This window comes from Cobetia sp. UCD-24C (assembly GCF_001306765.1).
GTDB classification, from domain to species: Bacteria; Pseudomonadota; Gammaproteobacteria; order Pseudomonadales; family Halomonadaceae; genus Cobetia; species Cobetia amphilecti.
This window is the reverse complement of record NZ_LJTD01000006.1, coordinates 167,368-193,567: the sequence shown is the minus strand read 5'-3', so window position 1 is coordinate 193,567 and position 26,200 is coordinate 167,368. Positions and strand designations below refer to the sequence as shown.

The following is a 26,200-nucleotide window of genomic DNA, read 5'->3' as shown; positions in this document are numbered from 1 at the left end:
GTCTCGTCGTTCTGTCTCGTAGTTCAGTCTCGTAGCCTGATCTCGAAGACCAATCTCGTGCCCTGATTTCGAAGCCCCGTCGCGTGGCTCGATATCAAGGCTCTGTCAGTGACGCCCTGCCTGCGAGGCTCTGCCCACGAGCCAAGTCAGTGAGTACCCACCAACCTCAGCGCTCAATGCCCATCGAGCGTCTGGCCAACAGGCGCTTGAGCGGCGAGACCAGATTGAGCCCGATCAGCCCCGCTGCCCGTGCATGCCCCAGCCAGCGACTCTCGACCCCGAACAGGCGGATCAAACCATCGCTGAACAGCACCACATTGTCGCGATCCGCACCGCGCCGCTCCTCGAAGTCACTCAGCACGCTGGTGGCCCCCGGCGACTCGCCACGCGCCAGGCCCGCCTCGATGGCCGCGACCAGATCAGTCACGCCGCGTAGCGCCAGATTGAAGCCCTGCCCTGCCACCGGGTGCAGGGCATGGGCGGCGTTGCCGAGCACCGCAAGGCCGGGACGCGTGCCTTCGCTGGCTCGCACCAACGACAGCGGATAGGCGTGGCGCTGCCCGACGCGGCGAAAGCGGCCGGCGCGTTCACCGAAGGCGCGCTGCAGCACCTGCAGGAAGTCGCTGTCGGGCAGCGCCATCAGGCTTTCCGTGTCCGCGGGGGAGCGCGTCCACACCAGCTCCATGCGCTTGCCGGCCAGCGGCAGCAGCGCCATCGGGCCTTCGCTGGTGAAGCGCTCGTAGGCGACTCCCTGGTGAGGCTGGCTCATCTCCACCGTGGCGATCAAGGCATGCTGCTCATAGTCCTGCGCCGCACTGTGGATACCGAGGCGCTCCTTGAGTCCGGAGCGACCGCCATCCGCCAGCACGGTCAGCTCAGCCTCGATCAGACGACCATCCTCGAGCGTAAGGCGATGGCCTTGCGCCGTGACAGCGATTTCTGCCACGCGCGCAGGGCAATACCAGGCCAGCGGCAGCTCAGCCAGCTGGCGATGCAGCACCTGACCCATCCAGGCATTGGGAATCACGTGGCCGAGCGCGGCTACCTCGAGCTCGGAGGCCCGCATGCGTGTCGCGCCCAGGTGGCCGCGCTCACTGACATGGATGGTGCGAATCGGCGTGGCGTGCTCGCACATCGCCTCCCAGACCCCGAAGGCGGTGAACCGCTGGCGTGAGCCCGCCGCGATGGCGCTGGCACGTGCATCGAAACTGGGCTGGAAGCGCCGGGCATCTGCCGTCGCCGCAGGCAGCTCATTGGCCTCGATCACGGCGACACGCAACGCTGCAGCCTCACGGCCCTTCTCGTCGGCCACACGCGCCATCAGCGGCGCCAGCGCACAGGCCAGGCTGGCGCCCACCAGACCGCCGCCGATGATCACGATGTCGAAGTGTTCGGCATCACGTCCGCTCATGGCTTCAGGCTCGCTCATGGCGTCAGGCCTCCGCGCGCATCAGCGCCTCGATGGCCTCGACGGACTTGGGCACGCCATGACTCAACACCTCGTGGCCCGCGGCAGTCACCGCGACGTCGTCCTCGATGCGAATGCCGATGCCGCGATACTCAAAGGGAATGTCGCCGTCCTGCGGAATATAGAGGCCCGGCTCGATGGTCAGCACCATGCCCGGCACCAGCGGACGCGGCTCACCCGCTTCGCGATAGCTGCCAACATCGTGCACATCCAGTCCCAACCAATGCGAGGTGGAGTGCAGATAGAAGCGACGGTAGGCATCGCTGCTGATCAATTCCTCGACCTCCCCCTGCAACAGGCCCAGCTCGACCAGCCCAGTGGTCAGGTCATGCACGACCTGTTGGTGAATGCCCACCAACGTTGCACCCGGCACCACGGCGGCCACCGCGCGCTCCTGCGCCTTGAGCACGATCTCGTACAGACGGCGCTGCGGCTCACTGAAGCGGCCATTGATCGGGAAGGTACGCGTGATGTCGCCGGCATACAGGGCGTACTCGGCGCCGGCATCGATCAGCACCAGCTGACCATCCTCCAGCGGCGCGCGATTCTCGATGTAGTGCAGCACACAGGCATTCACACCCGCCCCGACGATGCTGGTGTAGGCCGGAGCCGGCGCCCCCTGCCACTGGAATTCATGCTCGATCTCGGCCTGCAGATGATACTCGTGCAGGCCGGGTCGGCTGATCTGCATCGCACGCACATGCGCGCGCGCGGAAATCTCGGCGGCGTGACGCATCAGTGCCAGTTCACGCTCATCCTTGATCAGGCGCTGCTCATGCAGCAGCGGCGCTAGATCCTCGAAGGCGGCCGGCGGCCGTGCTCCGCGACGCACCGCGGCGGCCAGCTCATCGCGCAGCGCTTGAGCCAGCGCCAGGGCTTCATCATCCTCGAACAGCACATAGAGACGCTCGCGGCCATCCAGCAGGCTGGCCATCACTTCATCACGGGCCTCATTGGTGAAGGCCTGATCGAAGCCTGCCGTGGCGACAGCACCCTCGGCGCCGATGCGGATGCCGGTCCAGGCTTCGGCCAGCGGGTCCTTCTCCTGACAGAACAGCACGCTCTCCCCTTCGGCGCGCCCGGGCAGCAACAGCAAGGCGGCCTCGGGTTCCGGCCAGCCGGTCAGATAGTGGAAGTCGCTGTTCTGACGGAAGTTGTATTCACTGTCGCGGTTGCGCTGGGCCAGGCCCGACGAGACCACCAATGCGGCAGCCCCCTGCGGCAGCTGCGCGATCAGGCGCTGGCGGCGTGCACGAAAATCCTCTGCCGTCAGGGCAGCAGGTGCGGGCAGGATGGCTGGGGCAGTCATGGCAATCTCCGTCGAGAACCCGCCGGGCATGGCGCGTTCGAGTGACAAACAGGCGTGATGCTGTAGATGGGGTCACCCGCCCCCTTGTACCAGCCTTGCATCAGACGCGGCGCAAGCGGTGGGTGACCATCGTTTCAGTGGGTATCGGTACGCGAGCTGACGCCGAGGCTGCCCTCGAGACCGCCTTCCGGCAGCTGGTCATCGCTGGGCTTCTCGACGTCCGGGTTGCCCGGGTGCTGCTCGGTATACAGCAGCAAGGCCGCCATGCGCACATGGTCAGCCAGCGCGAACAGGTCGGCCTCGTCCTCGGCATTGTCGTCGTCGAGGTCTTCGGCGTTGGCGAGGCCGCTCGAGATGGCTTCGACATCGCTCAGCGCATCCTTGAGCGCCTGGCTCCAGCCACTGCGGACATCGTCATCGGCACCGGCCAGCTCTTCCTGGAAGCCCAGCGTCCATTCGCGCAGGCTCTGACCGCGTTCGGCCAGCGAGAACATGTCATCCGGCAGCAGCGGCTCGAAGCTCATCTCGCTGGCGGCCAGACGCTCCTGATTGCGCGTGCGCCAGGTGAGGAAGACTTCACCGGCCTCACGCGTGGCCGGTTGCTCGACCCCCAGCGAGGCGCAGACGCGCGCCAGCCAATCCTCGGCACTGATGTCATCCAGCGCCAGTGCGGCCACCAGCTGACCATCGAGGAAGGAGGGATTGTTGAGGCTACCGTGAGCCAGGAAGTGGTCTGCGACGAGCGAGAAGTCGAAGGTATCGTTGATGATCGCCATGATGCGGCCCCATTGAGTCAGTGAGAAGTGGTTCTGTAGCGGGAGAATGGCATCTGAAGGATGTGCTGCAGCACAAGGCAGCCGCGCCGCGCGGCGCGTTGACCCTCCAGAAGCGGCTCTCTATAGTGGCTCGAGAATGCCCCCATCTTACCGCACTGGCCCTCCTTCTGGCTTGCCGTCCTGACTGCGACGGTGACGCACTGACAGCAGGACGTCGGCATCAATCTGGATGACGCCGGACAAGGCCCGAGAGGATCTACATGAGCGATTCCGCCACCCCACGCAATACCACCGAGATCAGCCTGCTCGGCCGCAGCTATACCGTCAGCTGTCAGCCCGGCGAGGAAGATGGCCTGACCCGTGCGGCGGCTTATCTGGATCTCGCCATGCAAGGCATCCAGCAGCGCGGCAACACCATCAGTGCCGACAAGGTCGCCCTGATGGCAGCGCTCAATATCTCGCATGAGTTGATCAACAGCCGTGACAGCGAGCGCGCCCTGCAGCGCGACTTCGAGACTCGCCTCACCGCGCTGGACCGTCAACTGGATGCCGCGCTCAGTCAGCTGCCAGCCGACTATGCCGATCAGGCGAAGGCGCGCGCTGCTGAGCGTAAAAACGCTTCAGAATCAAACAACTGATACATTCAGGCAACAGATTGTTCCCGACAGGATTAGCCCTTGGGCAGGCAGGCGGGGTTTGGTAGACTGAATGAGTTCTCTGGGGTGTACGACAGTTGCCGATGTCCCTCGAGCTTATAAGCTATTCCCAGGGAGTCCACTGCGCAGTGCTGTGTGCATGTCCGTGCGTCGGAACGCCTGATGCGCTGCGCGGGACTACCCACCTTGAACCGCTGGGTTCAAGGGCCCCCGGTAACACCGGCACCTTGGAGAACCCTGTCTGACGGAGATTGTCAGGCATGCGCAAGCCCCCCGCGGTCTATGCCGCACCCGCGAGCCCACGCTCGCCACTCCCTTCTGCAGCACTCGATACCACGCTCTGGGCGCTGCCCAGCGAGCTCGATCACCCTCAGGCCGACCGCCGTGCGCTTCGCCGTCTGCTGCGCCAACGCCGCCGTCAGCTACCACCTGCCATTCGCCTGCAAGCCGAAGATGCGCTCCTGCGTCAGCTGAAACGACTGCCGGAACTGTTGCGCGCCCGCCACGTCGCCCTGTATCTGCCCTACGATGGCGAGATCGATGCCACGCGCCTGTGCGATTGGCTGCAGCGACGGGGGGCGAAGGTCTATCTGCCGGTACTGCGTCCATTCGCGGCCAATTCGCTATGGTTCGTGCGCTATGACGATCAGACACCCCTGGTCATCAACCGCTTCGGCATCGCCGAACCGGACACCCGTCATGGTGCTTCCAGAGTGCGGCGCCTGCCTGCCTGGGCGCTGGATGTCGTCTTGATGCCGCTGGTCGGCTTCGATGGGCGCGGGGCTCGTATCGGCATGGGCGGCGGCTTCTACGATCGCAGCTTCGCCTTTACCCGCCGTCCCGGCCCCCGACCACTATTGATCGGCCTCGCCCACCACTGTCAGAAAGTCCCCGCCCTGCCGGTACAGTCCTGGGATGTCCCGCTGGACGCCATCATCAGTGATCGCGAAGTCGTACGCCCTGCCCGCCCTGAATGAGGCGCTGGGCTTTATGACGAGATCGATGGCACGACCACGAGATGTCGAGGGTGAAAGCAGGCAGAAATGGGCTATCGGTGAGAAGGAGAAGCAGCAACGCAGTGAGGCCAGCCGGGGGGGCAAGCTGAGGGAAAGCTGGGAGCAGAAACGCTGGAAAGCCTGGCAGGAGGGTCATGGCATGGGTGCGTGGCGCCAGAGAGACTGACGCCAGCAGCACCGCTACCGCCGGTGAGGGCAGCAGCGCAGGATTCAGGAACCCATTACGGTCTGGGCGTAGCCGGTTGCCACTACACCAATCCCGAAGATGAATACCAGGGCCATGACCAGATCGGGCTTACGTTTCATGAGAGCGGGCTTCTTCTTATATCGTCAGTGGCTTTCGCGTGACGGTTGTCGATGACTGTCTTCCTGACAGTGACCAGATGATAGGCATCTGACTTCTGTATGACAATCACCATGCAATCGTTTGAATGGACGCTTTTCCACGCAGCTTTTGATGTCTGGTCGCCCCAGCCGACAAGGACTTTCGTCAAAAACACCGTTCTTTTTCGCGCTCGGCATGAAATGTGGAATTTCCTGCGGCATGCCCGCCGGATACGCATGAAAAAGCCCCGGCCTTCCACGCGAAGGCCGGGGCTTTTCTATCCACGAATGTGACCAATGAAGCATGATGAGCTACGCCTCAGCTCGCCACCTTCAACGCCAATGACTCATATAGCCATCGTCGCCCCATCGCTTGCCTCGCTCAGGACAGAAACAGGCGATAGGCGGGATTGTCGCTCTCTTTCCAGAAGCGATAGCCGATCTCATTGAAATATTCCTCGACCCGCGCGCGGTCGCCATTGGGGATCTGCATGCCGATCAACACCCGCCCATGCGACGCGCCGTGGTTACGGTAGTGGAACAGCGAGATGTTCCAGTCCGCCGGCAGGTGGGTGAGGAAATTCATCAGGGCGCCAGGGCGCTCCGGGAATTCGAAACGATAGACCTCTTCCTCGAGATCGCTGGTCGTGCGCCCACCGACCAGATGACGCGTGTGCAGCTTGGCCAGTTCGTTGTCGGTCAGGTCTTCCACCGCATAGCCCGCCTCACGCAGCTTCTCGACCACAGCGGCGCGGTCTTCACCGCCCGGCTTGACCTGCACGCCGACGAAGACATGCGCTTCCTCCGGATTGGCATAGCGATAGTTGAACTCGGTGACCATGCGCTTGCCGATCACCTTGCAGAACTGCTTGTAGGCCCCCGGGCGCTCCGGCAGCGTCACGGCCAGAATCGCCTCACGCTGCTCGCCCAGCTCGGTGCGCTCGGCAATGTGCTGCAGGCGATCGAAGTTGGTGTTGGCACCGGAGTTGATGCAGACCAGCGTCTCCCCTTCCGCGCCTGACTGCTGGACATATTTCTTGAGGCCCGCCAGTGACAGTGCGCCACTGGTTTCGGAGACGGCGCGCGTATCCTCGAAGATATCCTTGACCGCCGCACACATCTCGTCGGTATTGACGGTGATGACCTCATCGACGGTGTGCTGGATGAGCTCGAACGGTGCCGCGCCGATCTGCGCGACCGCCACGCCCTCGGCGAACACGCCGACCTGGTCCAGCACCACGCGCTCGCCGGCTTCCATCGCTGCCTTGAGGCAGGCGGCATCTTCCGCCTCGACCCCGATGACGCGGATCTCGGGGCGCAGGTACTTCACGTAGGCCGCGACACCGGCGATCAGACCACCGCCCCCGACCGGCACGAAGATCGCATCGATCTTGCCGGGGTGCTGACGCAGGATTTCCATGCCGACGGTGCCCTGGCCGGCAATGACATCCGGGTCGTCATAGGGCGGGATGAAGGTATAGCCGTGCTCGTCCATCAGGGTACGCGCGTGGGCCAGTGCCTCGGGGAAGGCGTCGCCCTTGAGAATCACCCGCGCGCCGCGCTCGCGCACGGCCTGCACCTTGATTTCCGGCGTAATGCGCGGCATCACGATCACTGCCTTGACGCCCATCAGCTTGGCCGCCATCGCCAGGCCCTGCGCATGATTGCCGGCCGAGGCCGCAATCACGCCACACGCCTTCTGTTCATCCGTCAGCTGGGCCATCTTGTTGTAGGCGCCGCGAATCTTGAAGGAATAGACAGGCTGCAGGTCTTCACGCTTGATGAAGATGTGATTGCCGAAACGACGCGACAACAAGGGTGCCGGCGAGAGCGGAGTTTCATGGGCGGCTTCGTAGACACGAGCCGACAGGATTTTCTTGACGTAATGTTCGAGCATTATAGGAATGTCCTGATGTGTCACAGCGCGGGCCGCATGAGCGCGACCGAACCCCCATTGTTATCAGACCGCTGGCGAGAGCGTCCAGCGCCATCGCCAGGTTTGCCGTTATAATGTGGCGTTTTCCGGCGTTGCGCTTCACGTCAAGCCGTTTTCCAGTGCCTGCCGGCGGTAAACTGCTGGCCACGTAAGGAAGACCGCGCCAATGCCCACTTTCACCACCGCCCCACCGACCCGAGGTATCACATGACCCAGGATGAGCTGAAGCAGGCCGTGGCCCGCGCCGCCCTTGACGAGATTCGCCCGCTGCTGAGCCGCGACACCATCATCGGCGTCGGCACCGGTTCGACGGCCAATCTGTTCATCGATGCGCTGGCGGAAGTGCGCCACGACTTCGCCGGCGCCGTCGCCAGCTCCGAAGCCACTGCCGAGCGCCTCAAGGGCCATGGCATCGACGTCTTCGAACTCAACCATGTCGGCACCGTGCCGGTCTACGTGGATGGTGCCGACGAGATCGACCCGCGCCTGGCGATGATCAAGGGCGGCGGCGCCGCGCTGACCCGCGAGAAGATCGTCGCGGCCTGCGCCGAGCGCTTCGTGTGCATCGCCGATGGCTCCAAGCAGGTGGATATTCTCGGCGGCTTCCCGCTGCCGGTGGAAGTCATCCCGATGGCGCGCTCTTATGTGGCGCGTGAGCTGGTCAAGCTGGGCGCAGACCCGGTCTACCGCGATGGCGTGCTGACCGACAACGGCAACCGCATCCTCGACTGCTACAACTTCCTGATCGAGGACCCGATCGCCATGGAAGCGCGCATCAATGCCATCGTCGGTGTCGTCACCAACGGCCTGTTCGCGGCACGCGGTGCCGATGTGCTGCTGGTGGGACGCGAAAGTGGCGTCGAACGCATCACTGCCTGAGGAGCTGGCATGACGATGAATCTGCGCCCACGACTGCGCCTGGCGACCGCACTGCTGCTGGCAGCCAGCGCAAGTCCGCTGGCGCTGGCCGATAGCCTGCCGATCAGCCAGCCAGTCACCGTGACGCTCGACAGCGGCGTCAAGATCCTGCTCAAGCCGGACCACAGCTGGGAATATCAGCTGGATGAGGTGCAGGCCGTTTCCCCCCCGGCCACACGACCGTCCGTGGAAACTGGCGCTGGCAGCGCACTGGTGCCGACCTCGACGGCCGTGCCGGTGACGGCGGCGGTCGCTCCGGCTGGCGACTCGACCTCACCATCAGCCGGTGCGGCCTCTACCAGTGCCAGCAACGCAGCGCCTGACAGCGGGTCACGCCTCAACAGCAGCGCGCTGGCCAATCCGCGGCTGTTGAGTGAAGGCCACCGCGATGGTCTGGTCGCGCGTCTGTCCTCGGTGAGCGAAGAGGATGACGAGGCGCTTCTGCAGTTCAGTCTCGACAACACGGCTGGCCAGAGTGTCATCGGCGTGCAGGCCAGACTGCGCCTGTATGCCGATGATGGCCATCTGCTCGCGACGCGTGAGGTACCACTGTGGGTCGGTGAATATCGCCTGCCCCAGACCTACCTGCGCCCCGGCCAGACACGCGATAGCCGCGAGGTACGCGTCTCGCTGCCGGAGGGCGAGTGGTCACGCCAGCTGGTGCGCGTGGAAGTCACCGAGGTGGAGTTCCGCTGATCACCAGATGCCGGATGCCGGATGCCGGATTCCAGGCGTCAGATGCCACAGCAGCCAGACGAAAAACGGGAAGCCCTGAGGGGCTTCCCGTTTCTGTTTTAGCGCCGGTCGCTCAGCGAGAGCGAAGCGGTGATCAGAACTTGTAGTTGATGCTGAAGTAGTTGCCGAAGCCGGTGGTGTCCTGGCGAACGCCGGTGGCAGTGGAGCCATCGGTGAAGAATGCCATGTTGTTGTAGTACTTCAGGCCATAGCCGATCGCATAGCGCTGGGTGTGGTAGTAGATACCGTTGAACCACTCCATGCTGTTGACGCTGCGGCCCGCCTGGCTGCCCACTTCGTCGGCATCGAACTTGTAGTCCAGATAGCCCTGATAGGCGATGAAGCTGCCATCATCGAAGTTGACGAACGGCTTGAACCAGTTGGTGGAGGCCATGTAGCCATCCCACTTGCTCTCGTCTTCACCGCCGTAGTTCTCACGCACGTAACGCGCGTAGAGGTTGAAGCCCATCTTGCCGAACCACGGCACCTGCACATCGCTGCCCAGACCGACGTAGTGCTCCCAGAGACCGCCGAATGCGCCGTTGTCACCGATGTTGGTGACGGTGGCGATGTAGAGCTCATCCACCGGGCCGAAGGACAGGTCGTAACCGGTCATGGCGTCCAGCGAAAAACGCGGCGCCAGCTTGGCGAAGAAGTTGTCGCCGTCGTTCAGGTCATCGGAGCTGTCGTCCAGCAGGTCGAAGAAGTCGACATACCCGTAGAGATCGACGATGCCCGAGCGGCCGCCGAATTCCATCTCCAGGTAGGTATCTTCGCTGTTGCGGAACGGCAGGCGGTTGTCTTCACTGCGCATCAGGTTGAAGGTCAGCCACTTGTAATCATTGGCGTGGATATCGCCATTGAAGTCAGTAGCCTGCGCCGGTGCTGCAGCGGTCAGCAGCGTGGTGGCAGCCAGAGTGCTGGCCGCGAGGGTCTTGAGCATGGTCATCGCGTAACGATCCTGTCCTGAATGTTGAGACTGTTCGAATTCTTGTGGTCTTGCCCGCTGAGCGGGTCTTGTCGCTATGAAGTCCGACGAAGGCGCGGGAGTGAAACTCGCACGGGGCCCAGTCTGGAAAGGCGGCGATGTTAGCACTTCCTCGCAAAAACGACAGAGCGACATTTCGGGGGTGATCAACGTGCCTTCGACGACAATGTGAACCTTTTCACACTCTCGCCAGGCACCTTGTCACCCTCGGCTTCCCCGAGATGACGTCCCGATGTTTCCTCGCTTGCCGCCCGGCGCATGCCGGCAGGATGGCTCCCGTCGACTGACCGGGCGGAGAGCGAGGAATGCATCAGGCCGCCAGCGCCAGGAAGAAACCGGCAATCGCCGCCGACATCAGATTGGACAGCGTACCGGCGAGTACCGCCTTGAGCCCCAGGCTTGCGATCTCATGACGGCGTGTCGGTGCCAGGCTGCCCAGCCCCCCCAGCAGGATGGCGATCGACGACAGATTGGCGAAGCCGCACAGCGCGAACGACAGCACTGCCATGGTGTAGGGCGTCATCACCGCGCCGGTGGCCGCGACGATGCTGTCACCGCTGAGGTAGGGCGCCAGATTGATGTAGGCAACGAACTCGTTCACCACCAGCTTCTGGCCGATGAAGGAACCCGCCAGGGTCGCCTCGCTCCACGGCACGCCCAGCAGGAAGGCCAGCGGCGCGAACAACCAGCCGAGAATCATGTCGAGACTCAGCGTGTCCATGCCGAACCAGCCACCCACGCCGCCGAGAATGCCGTTGATCAGGCCGATCAGCGCGATGAAGGCCAGCAGCATCGCCCCGACATTGGCTGCCAGCTTGAGGCCGGAAGACGCACCGGAGGCCGCAGCGTCCAGCACATTGGAAGGCGCATCATCATCCTTGAGGGCAGCATCGGCGAGAGCGATCGAGTCGTCCGGCTTCTCCGTCTCCGGGAACAGCAGCTTGGCGAACAGCAGCCCGCCGGGCGCGGCCATGAACGATGCCGCCACCAGGTACTCCATCGGAATGCCCAGCGCCGCATAGCCGCCCAGCACCGAACCGGCGACGGAGGCCAGGCCACCGCACATCACGGCGAACAGCTCGGAGCGCGTCATGCTGGCCAGATACGGCTTGACCACCAGCGGTGCCTCGGTCTGACCGACGAAGATGTTGGCCGTGGCCGAGAGCGACTCGGTACGCGACGTGCCCAGCACACGCTGCAGGCCGCCACCCAGCAGGCGAATCACCCACTGCATGATGCCGAGGTAGTAGAGCACCGCGATCAGCGACGAGAAGAAGATGATGATCGGCAACACCTTGACCGCGAAGATGAAGCCGACACCACTGCCCGGATTAGCCAGGCTGCCAAACAGGAAGTTGATGCCCTGATCGGCATAGTTGACCACCTGACTGACGGCACCGGAGACACCGGCCAGCACTCCCTGACCGAAGGAGGTGTAGAGCACGAAGGCGCCGATGGCCAGCTGGATGGCAAAGGCACCACCCACGGTGCGCAGGCGAATGGCGCGTCGATTCGACGACAGCGCCACGGCAATGAGGATGAGCGAAGCCATCCCGACGAGACTCATGAGGGGATTCATTGGGAAGATCCTGAGGGTTCTTGTGGTTGTTATGGGTGCTGCGTGCAGGCTGCGACGACCCGTTCTCAACGTCGTGCAGTGTTATCCTGCATTCTCACCATGTTCAAAAAGTCACAGCCTGACCAAATAGTCAATACGTCCGTTTTACCTCACGCCCACTTGTCTTCCAGTGCCAGACTGGCGGTGTCAGGGGCATTTTTGAGGTTCTCCCTGTGTGTCAGTGGTTTATCATCTGCTTCTGACGTGGGACGTGGCGCTTCCGCCCAGTTTTTCGCCAACGCTCCCTCATCGGAACCGGCACCAAAGGACAAAAGCCGCATGAACAATCACAGCGCCGCCCGACTCGACCGCCTGCAGGCCATTCTGCGCGAAGGCAGCCCTCTGCAACTGAGCGACGCCGCACAGCTATGCGCCGTCTCGGAGATGACCATTCGTCGCGACGTGGCGCACAGCAACGGACTGCTGGAAATTCTGGGTGGCCGCCTGTTGCTGGTCGATTCATCCGCCGGCAGCGTCTATCGCCTGGATCGCGAGATCGACGCCAGCGCCCCGATCAAGCAAGCGCTGTGCCAGCAGCTGGCCAGTCATATCGAGGATGGCGACACCCTGTACGTGGATTGCGGCACCACGCTGGTCCATCTGGCGGCCGCCATCGACCGCCAGCAGACACTGACCCTGGTGACCTGCGCCCTGAATGTGGCCAACGCGGTCGGCCATCTGCCCGGGGTGCGGCTGGTGATGCTGGGGGGCCTTTTTCACCCGGCCACCCAGTCATTCACCGCCACCGACATGCCGGAGGCCATCCGACGCCTCGGCATCAACAAGGCCTTTCTCTCGGCGGGCGGAGTGCATGCCGAGCGAGGCGTCAGCTGCTTCCATTTCCATGAGGTCGCGGCCAAGCAGGCCGCTCTGGAAAGCGCGATGCAGCGCTTCTTGATCGTCGATGCGCGCAAGTTCGAGATGGTGCGCCCCGCCTTCATCGCCCCGCTGAGTGACTTTGATGTGGTGATCAGCAATGCCAGCCCCGCCGCACGTGATTGTCTGGGGGCACTGGAGGCAGAAATGGGCGTGACGGCCGAGCTTGTCGACTGCTGAGCTGTCGATTGCTGAGCTGCAGATTGCCTTGCTGGAAAGAGTCAGGCCACCCGCAGCGCCAGACCACTGACAAACAGAAAACGCCGCACGATTGTGCGGCGTTTTCTGTCTGACCAGACAGTCAATGCACACTTTGCGTGCGCGGGGGCGTCACAGCGGCAGGTGGTGCTCGAGCATCGCCAAGGTGCCACTCAGCGCGCCACGATTGCGCTCCACGACCTGGCTGGCCGCCTGGCCTGCCACCTGCTGCGCGGCCTGATCCGAGAACAGCGCATTCACCGCTTCGGCCAATTCCGCGTCATCCGCGACGACCTGAAGCGCGCCTTCTGCGGCCATCACCTCGGCGATCTCGCTGAAGTTGTCCAGCGATGGGCCACTCAGCAGTGGCAGCCCCAACGCAGCGGGCTCGAGCAGATTGTGCCCGCCGATGGGCACCAGACTGCCGCCGATGAAGGCGATATCACTGGCCGCATACAGCGTCAGCAATTCCCCGAGACTGTCACCGACCAGCACCGACGCGGCGTCAGCCACCTCGGTGCCGCTCTCTGTCATGGCACTGCGCCGCAGGCTGCTCTCGCCGCGCGACTGACACCACTGCGCCGCCTGAGCGGCCACTGCCTCGAAGCGTTGCGGATGGCGTGGCACCAACAGCAGCAAGGCCTGAGGATGCTGGTCACGTACCGCGGCATGCGCCGCGAGTATCTGGCCATCCTCGCCGTCATGCGTCGAGGCGGCGATCCATACCGGCCGCTGCGCGAATGACTGGCGCAGCACCTGGCCATCGGCAATGACCTGTTCAGCAATGTCCAGTTCGAACTTGAGCGAGCCGACGGCCGTGCCACGCGCTGGCGGCAGGCCAAGCGCCATGAAACGCTCCAGATCCTGCTGCGACTTGGCCGACAGACCACTGACGTGGGCGAGGCTGTCGCGCATCAGGGCGCCGATCCTGCGATAGCGCTGGAAGGCGCGCGGTGACAGGCGGCCATTGATGACGCACAGCGCAATGTCATCCCGCGCGCAGGCGGCCATCAGGTTGGGCCACAGCTCGGTTTCCACCATGATCGCCAGCGCCGGACGCAGCCGACGCACGAAGCGCCGCGCGCTCAGCGGGAAATCCAGCGGCAGGTAATGATGACGGGCCGGGGCAAGCCCTGACGAGCCCTGCGGCGTATGCAGCAGACGTGCGGCCTGTGCAGCGCCGGTGGCTGTCATGGTCGTCAGCACCAGCGGGCGCCGTGGGTAGCGCTGACGCAGCGCCTCGACGAGACTCGCCACCATCACCACCTCGCCCAGCGAGGCGGCGTGCAGCCAGATGGGGCGCTCAATGTCGGGCGTGGTGTTCGGCGTGGAGGGGATGATACCCAGCCGCTCCAGGCGCGGGTGCTGGGCATCGTGCTCGCGCCAGACCCGCTGCCAGATGAGGGGCGACAGCAGGGTCAGCGCGGTGCTGTAGAGGCCGCGGGCAAGGCTCACGCCTAGTCCTCGCGATCGAGGATGGTGGCGATCATCGCGGTGGTGGAGACGCCGTCCTCGAAACCGAGCACGCGGACTTCACCGCCATTGGCGATCACAGCCTCTCCCCCGGCGATCTCTTCGGGACGATAATCGCCGCCCTTGACCAGCACATCCGGCAGCACGGCCTCGATCAGGCGTGCCGGGGTGTCTTCGCTGAAGGGCACCACCCAGGCGACCGCACCGAGGCCCGCCAGCACCTGCATGCGGCGCAGCACCGGATTGATCGGGCGTGTCGGCCCCTTCAGGCGTGCCACCGAGTCGTCGTCATTGACGGCCACGATCAGGCGATCACCGTGGCGTGCCGCTTCCTGCAGGTAGGCCACGTGACCGGCGTGCAGGATGTCGAAGCAGCCATTGGTCATCACCACACGCTCGCCGCGTGCCTGGGCGGCCTTGACTGCCGGGATAAGCGCGGACTCCTGGATCACGCCGAATTCCGCCAGCTTGTCGCCGTGCAGCGCGGTGTAGAGCTCTGCCACCGACAGGGTCGCGGTACCCGGCTTGGCGACCACCAGACCCGCGGCCAGGTTGGCCAGCATCACGGCTTCCGGGAAGGCGTGACCGGCCGCCAGCGCCAGTCCCAGCACGCCGATCACCGTATCGCCGGCACCGGTGACGTCGTAGACCTCACGCGCATGCGTCGGCAGGTGCAGCGGCTGATAGCCCTCGCGGATCAGGGTCATGCCCTTCTCGCTGCGCGTCACCAGCAGGGCTTCCAGCTCGAGCTCGGCACGCAGTGCCTCGCCCTTCTCGGCCAGTTCCTCGTCGCTGCGGCACGGCCCGACGATGGTCTCGAATTCGGTCAGGTTGGGGGTGATGATGCTGGCGCCGCGATAGCGCGAGAAATCACTGCCCTTGGGGTCGACCAGCACACGCTTGCCCGCCGCACGCGCGGCGGCGATCAGCGCCTCGACCTGATTCAGCGAGCCCTTGCCGTAGTCGGAGAGAATCATCACGCCACTGGCGCCCAGCTCGGCCTCGACCTGGCTCACCAGCGCGCTGGTATCTACCTCGTGCAGCGGCTCCTCGAAATCGAGGCGCAGCAGCTGCTGATTGCGGCTCATCACGCGCAGCTTGGTGATGGTCGGCACGCTGTCACTGGCCTGGAAGCGCGTGATGACATTGGCGTTTTCCAGCGCGCGCGTGAGGATGGCGGCGTTGTCATCCTCACCGACGACGCCCGCGAGGGTGGCGTGTGCACCGAGCGAGGCGATGTTGAGCGCGACGTTGGCGGCACCGCCGGGGCGGTCTTCGCTCTCGCCGACTCGTACCACCGGTACCGGCGCTTCCGGCGAGATGCGTGAGGTGCCACCGTGCCAGTAGCGGTCGAGCATCACATCACCCACGACCAGCAGGCGAGCCTGTTCAAGCGCAGTCAGATCAAGCTTCATCAGGCGTCTCCGCGTGCAGAGGGGGATTGGGAAGAAGTGGTATCCTTAGAGGAGACAGCCGCGACCGGCAGACGTTCGCAGCTCTGGCCGCGAATGACGCCATCGGTGTCCGCCAGCAGCTCAGCGAGGCGCGCGATGACATCCTCGGCGCGAATCAGGCTCATGGCGTCCTGATGGCGCACGCGCTGCCCCCAGTTGATTTCGTCCATCTGCTTGTGAAGATAGGTCTTCACGGCGTCCGGATAGCGATTGACCACCAGATGCTGCCAGCAGTACGGCGCCGCGCGCTCGGGATTGGTGGTGGCGTACAGACCGATCACCGGGGTATTGAGCGCATTGCCCATGTGTACCGGGCCGGAATCCGGCGCGATCACCGCCACGGCGCGATCGATCATCGCCAGCAGGCCCTTGAGCGAGGTGCCACCGATGGCATCGATGACCGCGCCTTCGCTGACCAGCGCCTTGATGCGCGCGCCCATTTCACGTTCCTGCGGGCTGCCGCCACCGGTCATCACGCTGCGGATACCATATTGCTGCCAGGCATGATCGACGACCGCCGCATAGCCTTCCGGCGACCAGTTGCGGAAGTTGCGCAGTCGCGGATTGGCACACGGACTGATGATCAGATACGGCGCCTCGCCGGTGACGCGTGCGGCTTCGGTGTAGGCCTCGGCCGGCACATCGAGACGCCAGTCGAGGCGGCAGTCCTCGACACCCAGAGTACGCGCGAAGTCCATGAACGACTCCAGCACGTGGGCGCGCTCTCGCGGGGCCAGCTGATGGGAGGTAAAGAGGTACTGCCAGTCCTTGGCACGCGCACGGTCATAACCGATGCGCACCTTGGCCTTGAGGCCCAGCGACAGCGCACTGGCGCGCAGTGCCTGCTGCATGTGCAGCAGCACATCGAAGTGCGTGTCCTTGAGCTGTCGCCAGATGGCGCGCATGCCCGCAAGGCCGGTGGACTTGTCGTAGACCACGAACTCGACCCCGGTCAGGCCGGACAGTAGACTGTGCTCCCCCTTGCCGACGATCCAGGTAATGCGGGCCTCAGGCCACTGACGCTGCAAGGCGCGTACCGTTGGCACAAGATTGCAGACATCGCCGAGAGCGGAGAGCCGGAGCACGCAGATATGTGCGGGCTGGGCAGGGAGAGGATGCTTCATGCGGATGGCAGTTTTCCGAAATGAGAATGCCCACATTCTATATGATGGCGAAACAGCGCCACAAATGACGCCGGACTGGTTCATGCCATCGTTCTGGCGTGAACACGACGCCGTGACCGGCGAAGCACCGGGGCGCGGGGCGAGTCTGTTCCTCGATGTCTGTCGTTTGCCCGCCGAACTGCAACCCGCCAATACCACCGCGACACCGGCTCGCCGCTGGGCACTGCGCCCCTATCGTCGCGGCGGCCTGATCGCGAAGCTCGCCAGTCAGCGCTACCTCTACACCGGCCTTGAGCGCACCCGCGCCTTCGCTGAACTGCGCCTGACGGAGCGTCTGTATCGCCAGGGGCTGCCGGTGCCAGAGCCCGTCGGCGCCTGCGTGTGGCGGCATGGCCTGACCTACGAGGCCGCCCTGATCACGGTGCTGATTCCCGGCGCACGCGCCTTCGCCGATGACCTGATCGCCCTCGAAGCACAGCACCTGCCTGACGGGGCCGAGCTGCCCGAGGCCCTGCTCCGCCTGTTCGACGCGACAGGTCACGCCATCCGCGCCGTGCATGACGCCGGGCTCGAGCATGTCGATCTCAACGCACGCAACCTGCTGATCGATGAAAGTGAACGCGTCTACGTGATCGATCTCGATCGCTGCCAGCTGCATGCCGAGGCTCCCACGGATGCACGCTGGCGCGAGAGCAATCTCTCCCGCCTGGGCCGTTCGTTGGCCCGCTTCACCCCGACACATCATGCGGCGTGCCTGGCCCGCATCTGCAGCGCCTATCAAGGGTAGGCGCCCGCTTCGTCCCTCTCTTTGCTGACGCTCCGTTCAACTCTATTACTGACAAAGTGGTCATCCGGCGCGCAAAACAAGATATCATGCTAACAATATATTATGCATGATAACCATCTTGCCGCTCCCCACGCTTGATGGGTTATCGCGCTTTTTCCTATCCGCCGGATATGACCGATGACCGCAAAGACCCCTGACTCGCCTGCGCCCGCCAACGCCCGACCTCGTGACAGCCGCCGCCGCTATCTTCGCGACAGCGCCACCTTCTCTCTCGCCATCCTGGTGTTGATCTGGCTGGTCGCGACCCGCTATCTGCCCTTTACCCCACTCCCGCAAGGAGTGAGTGCCGCCAGCCTGAGCGGTTGGGCCTACCTGGCCACCACCTGGCTGGGTCACTACGGACTGCTTGCCCAGCTACTGTGGCTGCCACTTGGCCTGCTCGGCATGATATTGCCCGCGCGCAGCGCTCGCCGCTGGCTGTGGCTCCCTGCGGGCATTCTGGCCGGCAGTGCATTGAGCGCACTGATCATCGACAGCCTCGTCTATGCCCAGTACCGCTTCCATCTCAACGGCTTCATGCTGTCGATGTTCCTCAATGACAGCAACGGTGAAATCTTCGAGTTCGATGCCACGACCTGGCTACTGGGTGCCTGCACCCTGCTCGGCTTGATCGCGCTCTGCTGCGGGCTGGCTTATCGACTGAGTGGGCCTGCGGCGATCAAGCGCGCTCACCGTTTGCCGACAGGCAAGCTGCATGCCTTGCTGTTCCTCATGCTGCTGGCGAGCCACATCCAGCACATCGTGTCGGATGCCCATCACAACCTGCAGGTGACACGCGAAGCGCCAGCCTTCCCGCTGCTGTTCCCGGCCACAGCGCGCGACTTCATGGAAGACCACGGGTGGCTGGATGCCCGGACTGCAGAAGCGGCCAAGGTGCATATCCAGAATTTCGGGGCGGGTTCGCTGGCCTACCCTGCCGTACCGCTTAAACAGGATGACGATGTCATCACCAGCAGAGGTGTCGACAGCCAGCCTGCCAACATCCTGTTTCTGGTGATCGACTCCTGGCGCGCCGATAGCTTCACTGCCGAGGCGATGCCCCACTTGCACGCCGCCCTGGCGGATGGTCTGCACTTTCCGGATCACATCTCCGGCGGCAACAGCACCCGCACCGGTTTCTTCAGCCTGCTATCTGGCCTGACCGCCAATTACGTCACCCCGATGGAGAATGACGGCCTGGGCAGCGTGCTGGTCAATCAGGCACTGCAGCGCCAGTGGCCGCTGGGGCTATTCTCCTCGGCAAGCTTCAATGGTGTCGGCCTGGACCGCAGCCTCTTCCCGAAAGTGCCAGATCTGCGCTTGCGCACCCTGGGCGATAGCCCCGCCATGCGGGACCGCGTGATGACGACCGACTGGCTCGCCTGGCAGGCCCAGCGCCGCCAGACAGCGCTGCAGCAGGACGCTCATGCGCTGAAACCGTGGCTGGGCGTGCTGTTCTACGATGCTCCGCATGGTTACTCGCTGCCCAGAGGTGCCAGCACTCCCTTCCAGCCCAGCGCCACCGGCATGGACTATCTGACACTGGGTCCCGACACCGACCCGACGCCTGTGCGCAACCTGTATCTGAACTCGCTGTATCATCTGGACAGGCAATTGGCGCGCGTGATTCAGGACCTGAAAGAACACGGCGAGTGGGACAATACGGTGCTGGTCGTCACCGGCGATCATGCTCAGGAGTTCAATGACAGCGGCAAGAATTTCTGGGGACACAATGGCAACTTCACTCGCTACCAGACCCAGGTACCGCTGATTCTGCGCGGCCCCGGCATTCCTGCCGGCCACTATGGAAGCCAGCTGCCCCTGCCGCCCGTCACCGCGCATTATGATGTCGTCCCGACACTGCTACGCCATGTGATGGGCATCAGCAATCCCCCCAGCGACTACAGCATGGGCCATGACCTGCTGCGCACTCTCGACCATCAACCAGAGGTCGACAACGAATGGGTGCTCTCCGGTAGCTATCAGGACTTCGGTATCATTCAGCGCGATCGCATCTACGCACTGGAAGGCACCGGCGGCTATGCAGTGTACGATGGCGAGATGAATCGTCGGCAGGCGCTCGGCGAAGGCGCCAACCCCGTCATGAAAGTGATGGAGGCCATGCGCCGCTTCTACGCGAACTGAGCCTGCCACTGAGTCCCATCGGCGCCTGCCCCACCCCGTCGTGCTGCAGGCGCTCTTCAGACAGAGACCGTCATGAACACGAGCGACGAGGCCTCGGCCGCCCCTTCACCCGATGGCAAGCTGCGCACCGCGGTGCCCATCACCGGCTGTGTCATCACCCTCAATGAAGCCCACAACATCGAGGACTGCCTGCGCTCGCTGGCCCAGGTCTGCGATGAGCTGATCGTGGTCGATTCCGGCTCCACCGATGCCACCTGCGAGCTGGCGCGCAACATGGGCGCCGTGGTGATCGATCAACCCTACCTGGGCGACGGGCCGCAGAAGAATGTCGGGCCAAGCCATGCCAGCCACCGCTGGGTGCTGTCTCTGGATGCCGATGAGCGCCTGACCGACGGCGCCGTCAGCGCCATCCGGGAACTGGCACTCGACAGCACGCCCCATGATGGCTTCGCGCTACGCCGTCGCAACTTCATCGGCTCGCGCTGGGTGCGACATGCCGGCTGGTATCCCGATTACTGCCTGCGCCTGTATGACCGCGAAAAACTCGCCTTCCGCGATTCGCGTCAGCACAGCTCGGTGCAGGCCAACCACCCCTGCGAGCTGGACGCCGATCTCGAGCATTACAGCTTCGCCAATCTCGGTGAACTGTTCGTCAAGGCCAGTGGCCGTTTCTCGAACCGCGCCGCCAAGATCATGTATCAGAAGGGAAAACGCGCCAACGCCTTCACTCCCTTCCTGCATGCCAGCAATGCCTTCATGCGCAAGTTCGTCTTCCAGGCCGGCTTCCGCGATGGCGTCGATGGCTTCTCGGTGGCGCTGTCAGCCAGCGTCAATGCCTACCTGAAATACGCCAAGCTGCTGGAATTCCAGCGCGACGCCAAGGTGCGTGAGGCCGAAGATTTCAACAAGGTATGGTGACCATGACCTCTAGCTGTGAGCCGACTGCCGCGCGAGGTGTGACGCGCCCGCTTCACGTACGCCATGTCAATCTGGCACGCGGCTTTCGCGGCGGTGAGCGCCAGACGCTCAACCTGATCGCGGACCTGGCGCGACGCGCAAGCCCGGGGGAGAACGGCGAAGCCGGTGCGCCGATCCGCCAGTCACTGGTGTGCCTACGGGGCTCGCCCTTGATCAGCGAACTGGCGGCGCTCGAGCTGGCCGTCACGGTGGACGTGATCGAGATCAGCGGACGCTTCAAGGGCCATCTCGGCCAGCCCCGCGCCGATATCGTGCATGCTCACGAAGCCAAGGCCGTGCACTGGGCATGGCTGCATCAGCGCCTCACCGGCACGCCCTACCTGCTGACACGCCGGGTGCCCCAACCGGTGAAGGACAAGCCGTTCAATCGCCTGACCTATCGCGCGGCCGCCTGCCGGGTGGCGATTTCGTCGGTGATCGAATCTCACCTGCGGGAGCGCCAATGGGGTGAGACGGCGTTGATCCCCAGCACCCTCGCCCATCTGCCCAGCGACAAGCAAGCCGTGGCCGAGCTACGCCAGCGCTTCGGCAATACGCCCGCAGGAGATCGTGTTGTCATCGGGCATGTCGGCGCCCTGGTGGACCGCCACAAGGGCCAGCGAGTGTTGATCGAGGCGGCCCGCAGGCTGCGCGACAGCCACCCGCAGCTGCTGTTCGTCTGCCTGGGCGCCGGCGAGGACGAAGCGGCCTTCAAGGCGGAAAGTGCCGATCTCGACAATCTGGTCTGGGAAGGCTTCCACACCAATGTCGGCGACTATCTGGAAGCCTTCGATCTGTTCGCCTTCCCGTCGCGCAACGAGGGTCTCGGCTCGATTCTGCTCGACGTGATGGATCACGGCGTCCCGATCATCGCAAGCGATGTGGATGGCATCCCCGATATCGTGCATGACGACAGCACCGGCGTGCTGGTGCCCACCGGCGATGCACAGGCACTGGCTGCCGCCATCGTGGCACTCGTCGCTGATGCACCACGTCGGGAGCGGCTGGTCGCGGGGGCGCGTGCGCATCTGGCACGCTTCACTCCCAGCGCCATGGGCGAGGCCTATCTGGGGCTTTATCAGCGGCTGGCACGCTAGACCGCTTTTCATCTCAGACACTTATCGCCCCAGTACCTGGCCCACAAGCACCTATCGTCCAAGCACCTATCGCCCAGCTAGAGAATAAAAAAAGCCCTGTTTCATGTGAAACATCACAATGAAACAGGGCTTTTTTCGTTTTTCCAAACAGCAGGTCAGCAACTCAGGCGCGGGAACCAGCGTCCTCCAGGCCACGCAGATCCGGCCAGCCTTCGTCCACACCCAACACGGGATATGTCCGGGGATCCAGCGGGCCTGGTTCGCTTTCGGGGCGACACTCCCGTAGCGCAGCCTGCAGCCGCTGCAGGGCCTCATCGCCTTCGGCACCAGCGGTCACTCTGTCCCAGAACTCACGATGTACCGCCTTGATGACGACGGGCACGCTGGGCACGCCGACCTGTTGCGCCATGGCCAGACGATGCAGACCACGGTTGATCTTGAGCAGGCGACCCTCACGCGTCACCGCGACGCCCATCTCGTCCTTGGTGACCCCCTGACGAAAGCCATTGCTGGCCATGTCCTGCAGATAACCGCGATAACAGCGCAGATAGCCGAGAATCTGCTCTTCGCTATCCATCAACAGTCCATCACGCGGCGACGACCACGGTTTGCCCGATTCCAGCAAGGCCTTCAAGTGCTGATAGCGCTCCGTCACTGTCAGGTCATCGCCATGCTCGATCAGGTCCCGCATCAGCCGCGAGCGTGAACCGAAACGGAAGGCACCGCGCCGCAGGTCCCAGTCGCCATCCCAGATGAAGACGTTGGAGGAAGGCCGGTTGCGCTTGTCACGCCCGAAGTTGACGTCGCGCACCAGCTCACGCGGATTGACCCAGACCGTCAACGCCTCCTGCCCCATCACGTCTTCCAGCGCATGACGCGGCAGGCCACGGCGCTCAAGGGACTGATGGCGTGCACGCTGGCGCTTCCAACGCATCAACCAGCTACGGCTGAACGGCAGGATCAGGTGGTGCTCGCACCAGGCACGCAGCGCCTCGATCCGCTGAGCACGCTGCATGGCCCCGCGCATGCGAGGGTGGATCAGATCATCCGTCGTACGGTTTCTCGGCAGGTTCACCGCGCATCCTCATCCAGCGAGATCGCCGCCAACAGTCGCTCGGGAGCAATATGGTTCAGACAATTGGTATGCCCCAGCGGGCAGACGCGCTTGAAGCAGGGTGAGCACTCCAGCGCCAGCCAGTGGATCTCGCGATTGGCCGTCAGCGGCGGCGTGTAATGCGGCGACGAGGAACCGTAGATGCCCTGGATACGGGCCCCTACCGCGGCTGCGACATGCATCAGGCCGGAGTCATTGCTGACCACTTCCCGACACTCGGCGATCAGGTCCACTGCATCCGCCAGCCGCGTCTTGCCACACAGGTTGTGAACGCCCGCAAGCCCCTGGGCGATCTCCTCCCCCGCCGCGACATCCTTGGGGCCACCGAAGATGCGCACCTCGGCCCCCTGGCGAGTCAATGCCTCGGCAAGCGCGCGAAAGTGCGCCAGCGGCCACTGCTTGGCCGGGCCATATTCCGCTCCGGGCATCATGCCGATGATGGGTGCCGGCGGCGCCACCAGCCCCAACTCGCCGCGCAAGCGCAGCTGATTGGCGCTGTCAGTGACCAGAGCGGGCTCCGGGATGCCCGCCGGCGGATTGGCCTCCTCAACGGGCAGGCCCAGCGACGTGAAGCGCTTGACGGTCTGATCGAGCACCGACTTGTCGAGCTTGCGACACTCGGTGAGCAGACCGTAGCGCTGCTCACCGATGAAGCCGACGCGCACAGGAATGCGCGCGAAGAACGGCACCAGCGCCGCCTTCCACGAGCGCGGCAACACGATGGCGCGGTCGAAGCGCCCACGCAGCGAACGCCCGAGCTGCCAGCGCGCCTTGAGGGCGAAGTCACCATGCCCCGCCGGCAACGCCAGTGCCTCCTCGACCTCGGGCATGCGCTCGATGATCGGCTGCGACCAGGCGGGCGCCAGCACACTGATCCGGCAGCCGGGCGAGCGCTGCTTCAGCGTCATGAACAGGCTCTGCGCCATCACCATGTCGCCGACCCAGCTGGGCCCGACCACCAGAATGCGCTCACTCATGCCTTGCTCCTCTTCACGGCCAATCCTCCTTGCGGGTGCGCTTGCCCTGCCCCATCGCCCTTGCGAGGCAGGCGCTCACCCTCAATCCACACACGCTCAGTCCGCACGCGCTCAGTCCACAAGTGCTCGGACTCAGCGATTCAGCCATTCGAGATAGGCGCGCGTGCCCTGGGCAACGGTCTTGAATTCGACGTTGCAGCCGGCCTTGCGCAGCTTGCCGATATCGGCACGCGTGAAGCTCTGGTAGCGGCCCTTGAGGTTTTCCGGGAAGTCGATGTACTCGATCTCGCCCTTCTCGTAGTACTCGATGACGGTCTCGGCGATCGCCTTGAACGGCTCGGCGCGACCGGTACCCAGATTGAAGATGCCGGAGGCTTCCGGGTGATCGAGGAACCACAGGTTCACGTCGACCACATCACCGACATAGACGAAGTCACGGCTCTGCATGCCGGCATCGTAGCCATCGTAGGCGCCGAACAGCTTGGGGTTCTCGCCCGCCTTCACCTGGGTGTGATGGTGATAGGCAACGCTGGCCATCTTGCCCTTGTGCTGCTCACGAGGGCCGTAGACATTGAAATAGCGGAAGCCGACGACCTGGGTGGTCAGGCTGTCCCAGCGCTGGCGCACGTGCTGATCGAACAGCAGCTTGGAGTAGCCGTAGACGTTGAGCGGACCTTCGAACTCCGGCGTTTCCTTGAAGACCTGGCTGTCGCCGTAGGTCGCCGCGGAGCTCGCGTAGAGGAAGGGAATCTGGTTCGCTTCGCAGAAGTTGAGCAGCACCTTGGAGTACTCGAAGTTGTTCTCGAGCATGAACTGGCCGTCCCACTCGGTGGTGTCCGAGCAGGCGCCTTCGTGGAAGATCGCCTCGATCTTCGGCAACTCGGCATACTCGCCCATCAGGCTCGACTGGACGCGAATCAGGAAGTCGTCCTTGTCGAGGTAATCGGCGATGGTCAGGTCCGCCAGATTGACGAACTTGGTGCCGTCACTCAGGTCATCCACCACCAGGATATCGGTACGGCCGCGGTCATTGAGTGCCTTGACGATATTGGCACCGATGAAACCGGCGCCTCCGGTAACGACGATCATTTGAGCTCCCAGAGCCTCTAGAGGCTTGTAGGCAACGCGCGCGTTCAGTAACGCGACACATCAGAATTTGGAAATGGCACGCACTCGGTTTCGTCTGCGGCCTATAACCCGATAAGCGGGGATTGTATACTCGGCAGTTCTCGAATTCATGGGCCAACGGGCTTCACCAATGACACAGCCAGACGTGAAAACCTTCCAGGGCCTGATTCTGGCCCTGCAGCAATACTGGGCCGAACAGGGTTGCATCATCCTGCAACCATTGGATATGGAGGTTGGCGCGGGGACTTTCCACCCGGCGACCTTCCTGCGCTCCATCGGTCCTGAAACCTGGAACGCTGCCTATGTGCAGCCTTCCCGCCGTCCCACCGACGGCCGCTACGGCGAAAACCCCAATCGCCTGCAGCACTATTATCAGTTCCAGGTGGTGATGAAGCCGTCACCGGCCAACCTGCAGGAGCTCTATCTGGGCTCGCTGGAGCGTCTGGGCATCGACCCGCTGGTCCACGACATCCGTTTCGTCGAGGACAACTGGGAATCTCCGACGCTGGGCGCTTGGGGCCTCGGCTGGGAAATGTGGCTCAACGGCATGGAAGTGACCCAGTTCACCTACTTCCAGCAGGCAGGTGGCATCGAATGCTTCCCGGTCACCGGCGAGCTGACCTACGGCCTCGAGCGCATCGCGATGTACCTGCAGGACGTGGACAGCGTCTACGACCTGATCTGGACCACCGCGCCGGACGGCTCCGTCGTGACCTATGGCGACGTCTTCCTGCAGAACGAGAAGGAGCAGTCGGCCTACAACTTCGAGCACGCTGCCGTGCCGGAGCTGTTCGCTGCCTTCGATCACTGCGAGAGCGAGTGCCAGAAGCTGCTGACCGCCAACCTGCCGCTGCCGGCCTACGAGCAGGTACTGAAGGCATCACATACCTTCAACCTGCTGGATGCGCGTCACGCCATCTCCGTCACCGAGCGTCAGCGCTACATCCTGCGCGTGCGCACTCTCGCCCGTGATGTGGCCCACGCCTATTACGATTCGCGCAAGGCCGCCGGCTTCCCGCTGGCCCCGCAGGCGCTGCGTGATGAGCTGCTCGCCGCCGATGACACCACTACCGAGGGAGACGCGTAA

Annotated in this window: 22 protein-coding genes and 1 other RNA gene; 11 read left to right on the top strand and 12 right to left on the bottom strand. The window is 63.8% G+C overall.

Annotated features, from left to right (window positions below; genetic code table 11):
* Positions 1-166: 166 nt before the first annotated feature.
* The 3 genes from ubiH to AOG28_RS10585 form a co-directional block, all read right to left on the bottom strand.
* Positions 167-1,429: a 2-octaprenyl-6-methoxyphenyl hydroxylase gene (gene ubiH, locus AOG28_RS10595; protein ID WP_054556391.1), complete on the bottom strand. Its 1,263-nt coding sequence runs from the start codon at positions 1,427-1,429 to the stop codon at positions 167-169.
* Positions 1,430-1,433: 4 nt separating this feature from the next.
* The gene (pepP, locus tag AOG28_RS10590; RefSeq protein ID WP_054556390.1) at positions 1,434-2,777 is read right to left on the bottom strand and encodes a Xaa-Pro aminopeptidase; all 1,344 of its coding nucleotides are present in this window, start codon (positions 2,775-2,777) and stop codon (positions 1,434-1,436) included.
* 134 nt (positions 2,778-2,911) lie between these two features.
* On the bottom strand, positions 2,912-3,553 hold the full coding sequence (locus tag AOG28_RS10585; protein WP_064503223.1) for a UPF0149 family protein: 642 nt from the start codon (positions 3,551-3,553) through the stop codon (positions 2,912-2,914).
* Positions 3,554-3,813: 260 nt separating this feature from the next.
* Here AOG28_RS10585 and AOG28_RS10580 point away from each other — a divergent pair, with 260 nt between their 5' ends.
* The 3 genes from AOG28_RS10580 to AOG28_RS10575 all read left to right on the top strand — a co-directional run bounded on the left by AOG28_RS10580 (position 3,814) and on the right by AOG28_RS10575 (position 5,186).
* The gene (locus tag AOG28_RS10580) at positions 3,814-4,191 is read left to right on the top strand and encodes a cell division protein ZapA (RefSeq protein ID WP_064503224.1); all 378 of its coding nucleotides are present in this window, start codon (positions 3,814-3,816) and stop codon (positions 4,189-4,191) included.
* A gap of 73 nt (positions 4,192-4,264) precedes the next feature.
* A non-coding RNA gene (gene ssrS, locus AOG28_RS17535) (6S RNA) lies at positions 4,265-4,447 on the top strand.
* Positions 4,448-4,469: 22 nt separating this feature from the next.
* A complete protein-coding gene (locus tag AOG28_RS10575; protein WP_082388695.1) occupies positions 4,470-5,186 on the top strand; it encodes a 5-formyltetrahydrofolate cyclo-ligase in 717 nt (238 codons plus the stop codon).
* A 745-nt stretch (positions 5,187-5,931) separates the two neighbouring features.
* Here AOG28_RS10575 and ilvA read toward each other — a convergent pair.
* A complete protein-coding gene (ilvA, locus tag AOG28_RS10565; protein WP_263643043.1) occupies positions 5,932-7,455 on the bottom strand; it encodes a threonine ammonia-lyase, biosynthetic in 1,524 nt (507 codons plus the stop codon).
* Between the two features lie 237 nt (positions 7,456-7,692).
* Here ilvA and rpiA point away from each other — a divergent pair, with 237 nt between their 5' ends.
* Both rpiA and AOG28_RS10555 read left to right on the top strand, forming a co-directional pair.
* A complete protein-coding gene (gene rpiA, locus AOG28_RS10560) occupies positions 7,693-8,364 on the top strand; it encodes a ribose-5-phosphate isomerase RpiA (protein WP_054556388.1) in 672 nt (223 codons plus the stop codon).
* Positions 8,365-8,373: 9 nt separating this feature from the next.
* The gene (locus tag AOG28_RS10555) at positions 8,374-9,099 is read left to right on the top strand and encodes a DUF3157 family protein (RefSeq protein WP_054556387.1); all 726 of its coding nucleotides are present in this window, start codon (positions 8,374-8,376) and stop codon (positions 9,097-9,099) included.
* Between the two features lie 133 nt (positions 9,100-9,232).
* On the opposite strand, the gene AOG28_RS10550 is transcribed toward AOG28_RS10555, so the two are convergent.
* Positions 9,233-10,087 (bottom strand): outer membrane protein OmpK, encoded by an 855-nt coding sequence (locus AOG28_RS10550; protein ID WP_082388693.1) that lies wholly within the window; start codon positions 10,085-10,087, stop codon positions 9,233-9,235.
* A gap of 349 nt (positions 10,088-10,436) precedes the next feature.
* Entirely contained in the window at positions 10,437-11,705 is a 1,269-nt protein-coding gene (locus tag AOG28_RS10545) for a NupC/NupG family nucleoside CNT transporter (protein WP_043331634.1), read from the bottom strand.
* A gap of 318 nt (positions 11,706-12,023) precedes the next feature.
* Between AOG28_RS10545 and AOG28_RS10540 the strand changes: the two genes are divergently transcribed.
* Positions 12,024-12,800 (top strand): DeoR/GlpR family DNA-binding transcription regulator, encoded by a 777-nt coding sequence (locus AOG28_RS10540; protein ID WP_054556386.1) that lies wholly within the window; start codon positions 12,024-12,026, stop codon positions 12,798-12,800.
* 150 nt (positions 12,801-12,950) lie between these two features.
* Here the strand turns inward: AOG28_RS10540 and waaA are convergent, their stop codons facing one another.
* From waaA to AOG28_RS10525, 3 genes are read right to left on the bottom strand one after another with little or no spacing between them, the layout of a single operon-like run.
* Positions 12,951-14,273, bottom strand: coding sequence for a lipid IV(A) 3-deoxy-D-manno-octulosonic acid transferase (waaA, locus tag AOG28_RS10535; RefSeq protein ID WP_054556385.1), 1,323 nt, complete (start codon positions 14,271-14,273; stop codon positions 12,951-12,953).
* Positions 14,274-14,275: 2 nt separating this feature from the next.
* Positions 14,276-15,706 (bottom strand): bifunctional D-glycero-beta-D-manno-heptose-7-phosphate kinase/D-glycero-beta-D-manno-heptose 1-phosphate adenylyltransferase HldE, encoded by a 1,431-nt coding sequence (hldE, locus tag AOG28_RS10530; RefSeq protein WP_043331637.1) that lies wholly within the window; start codon positions 15,704-15,706, stop codon positions 14,276-14,278.
* Positions 15,706-16,869 (bottom strand): glycosyltransferase family 9 protein, encoded by a 1,164-nt coding sequence (locus AOG28_RS10525; RefSeq protein WP_082388692.1) that lies wholly within the window; start codon positions 16,867-16,869, stop codon positions 15,706-15,708. Before AOG28_RS10525 ends, hldE begins: the two co-directional genes overlap by 1 nt.
* Between AOG28_RS10525 and AOG28_RS10520 the strand changes: the two genes are divergently transcribed.
* The 4 genes from AOG28_RS10520 to AOG28_RS10505 all read left to right on the top strand — a co-directional run bounded on the left by AOG28_RS10520 (position 16,868) and on the right by AOG28_RS10505 (position 21,894).
* Positions 16,868-17,656 carry a 3-deoxy-D-manno-octulosonic acid kinase gene (locus AOG28_RS10520; protein ID WP_082388691.1) on the top strand — a complete coding sequence of 263 codons (789 nt, stop codon included), beginning with the start codon at positions 16,868-16,870 and terminating at the stop codon, positions 17,654-17,656. The two genes, AOG28_RS10525 and AOG28_RS10520, sit on opposite strands and share 2 nt — an antisense overlap.
* Before the next feature lie 177 nt (positions 17,657-17,833).
* Positions 17,834-19,840, top strand: coding sequence for a DUF3413 domain-containing protein (locus AOG28_RS10515; protein ID WP_054556383.1), 2,007 nt, complete (start codon positions 17,834-17,836; stop codon positions 19,838-19,840).
* Positions 19,841-19,912: 72 nt separating this feature from the next.
* The gene (locus AOG28_RS10510) at positions 19,913-20,758 is read left to right on the top strand and encodes a glycosyltransferase family 2 protein (RefSeq protein ID WP_082388690.1); all 846 of its coding nucleotides are present in this window, start codon (positions 19,913-19,915) and stop codon (positions 20,756-20,758) included.
* Between the two features lie 2 nt (positions 20,759-20,760).
* Positions 20,761-21,894, top strand: a complete 1,134-nt coding sequence (locus AOG28_RS10505) for a glycosyltransferase family 4 protein (RefSeq protein WP_054556473.1) — start codon at positions 20,761-20,763, stop codon at positions 21,892-21,894.
* 163 nt (positions 21,895-22,057) lie between these two features.
* Here the strand turns inward: AOG28_RS10505 and AOG28_RS10500 are convergent, their stop codons facing one another.
* The 3 genes from AOG28_RS10500 to rfaD form a co-directional block, all read right to left on the bottom strand.
* Positions 22,058-22,969: a hypothetical protein gene (locus AOG28_RS10500; RefSeq protein ID WP_054556382.1), complete on the bottom strand. Its 912-nt coding sequence runs from the start codon at positions 22,967-22,969 to the stop codon at positions 22,058-22,060.
* Complete coding sequence (waaF, locus tag AOG28_RS10495; protein ID WP_054556381.1) at positions 22,966-23,985, bottom strand: lipopolysaccharide heptosyltransferase II; 1,020 nt, start codon at positions 23,983-23,985, stop codon at positions 22,966-22,968. The genes AOG28_RS10500 and waaF overlap by 4 nt, the downstream gene beginning before the upstream one ends.
* A 132-nt stretch (positions 23,986-24,117) precedes the next feature.
* Entirely contained in the window at positions 24,118-25,074 is a 957-nt protein-coding gene (gene rfaD / locus AOG28_RS10490; protein ID WP_054556380.1) for an ADP-glyceromanno-heptose 6-epimerase, read from the bottom strand.
* Between the two features lie 169 nt (positions 25,075-25,243).
* On the opposite strand from rfaD, the gene glyQ reads away from it, so the two are divergent.
* On the top strand, positions 25,244-26,200 hold the full coding sequence (glyQ, locus tag AOG28_RS10485) for a glycine--tRNA ligase subunit alpha (protein ID WP_107335756.1): 957 nt from the start codon (positions 25,244-25,246) through the stop codon (positions 26,198-26,200).

Excerpts from the sequence above, each read along its gene's own strand:
- AOG28_RS10540 (WP_054556386.1), top strand. The coding sequence starts at position 12,024 with ATGAACAATCACAGCGCCGCCCGACTCGACCGCCTGCAGGCCATTCTG.
- AOG28_RS10550 (WP_082388693.1), bottom strand. The coding sequence starts at position 10,087 with ATGACCATGCTCAAGACCCTCGCGGCCAGCACTCTGGCTGCCACCACG.
- AOG28_RS10510 (WP_082388690.1), top strand. The coding sequence starts at position 19,913 with ATGAACACGAGCGACGAGGCCTCGGCCGCCCCTTCACCCGATGGCAAG.
- AOG28_RS10525 (WP_082388692.1), bottom strand. The coding sequence starts at position 16,869 with ATGAAGCATCCTCTCCCTGCCCAGCCCGCACATATCTGCGTGCTCCGG.
- AOG28_RS10505 (WP_054556473.1), top strand. The coding sequence starts at position 20,761 with ATGACCTCTAGCTGTGAGCCGACTGCCGCGCGAGGTGTGACGCGCCCG.
- AOG28_RS10545 (WP_043331634.1), bottom strand. The coding sequence starts at position 11,705 with ATGAATCCCCTCATGAGTCTCGTCGGGATGGCTTCGCTCATCCTCATT.
- ubiH (WP_054556391.1), bottom strand. The coding sequence starts at position 1,429 with ATGAGCGAGCCTGAAGCCATGAGCGGACGTGATGCCGAACACTTCGAC.
- AOG28_RS10580 (WP_064503224.1), top strand. The coding sequence starts at position 3,814 with ATGAGCGATTCCGCCACCCCACGCAATACCACCGAGATCAGCCTGCTC.
- glyQ (WP_107335756.1), top strand. The coding sequence starts at position 25,244 with ATGACACAGCCAGACGTGAAAACCTTCCAGGGCCTGATTCTGGCCCTG.
- waaF (WP_054556381.1), bottom strand. The coding sequence starts at position 23,985 with ATGAGTGAGCGCATTCTGGTGGTCGGGCCCAGCTGGGTCGGCGACATG.
- AOG28_RS10575 (WP_082388695.1), top strand. The coding sequence starts at position 4,470 with ATGCGCAAGCCCCCCGCGGTCTATGCCGCACCCGCGAGCCCACGCTCG.
- AOG28_RS10520 (WP_082388691.1), top strand. The coding sequence starts at position 16,868 with ATGCGGATGGCAGTTTTCCGAAATGAGAATGCCCACATTCTATATGAT.
- rpiA (WP_054556388.1), top strand. The coding sequence starts at position 7,693 with ATGACCCAGGATGAGCTGAAGCAGGCCGTGGCCCGCGCCGCCCTTGAC.
- AOG28_RS10515 (WP_054556383.1), top strand. The coding sequence starts at position 17,834 with ATGACCGCAAAGACCCCTGACTCGCCTGCGCCCGCCAACGCCCGACCT.
- hldE (WP_043331637.1), bottom strand. The coding sequence starts at position 15,706 with ATGAAGCTTGATCTGACTGCGCTTGAACAGGCTCGCCTGCTGGTCGTG.
- AOG28_RS10555 (WP_054556387.1), top strand. The coding sequence starts at position 8,374 with ATGACGATGAATCTGCGCCCACGACTGCGCCTGGCGACCGCACTGCTG.
- AOG28_RS10585 (WP_064503223.1), bottom strand. The coding sequence starts at position 3,553 with ATGGCGATCATCAACGATACCTTCGACTTCTCGCTCGTCGCAGACCAC.
- rfaD (WP_054556380.1), bottom strand. The coding sequence starts at position 25,074 with ATGATCGTCGTTACCGGAGGCGCCGGTTTCATCGGTGCCAATATCGTC.
- pepP (WP_054556390.1), bottom strand. The coding sequence starts at position 2,777 with ATGACTGCCCCAGCCATCCTGCCCGCACCTGCTGCCCTGACGGCAGAG.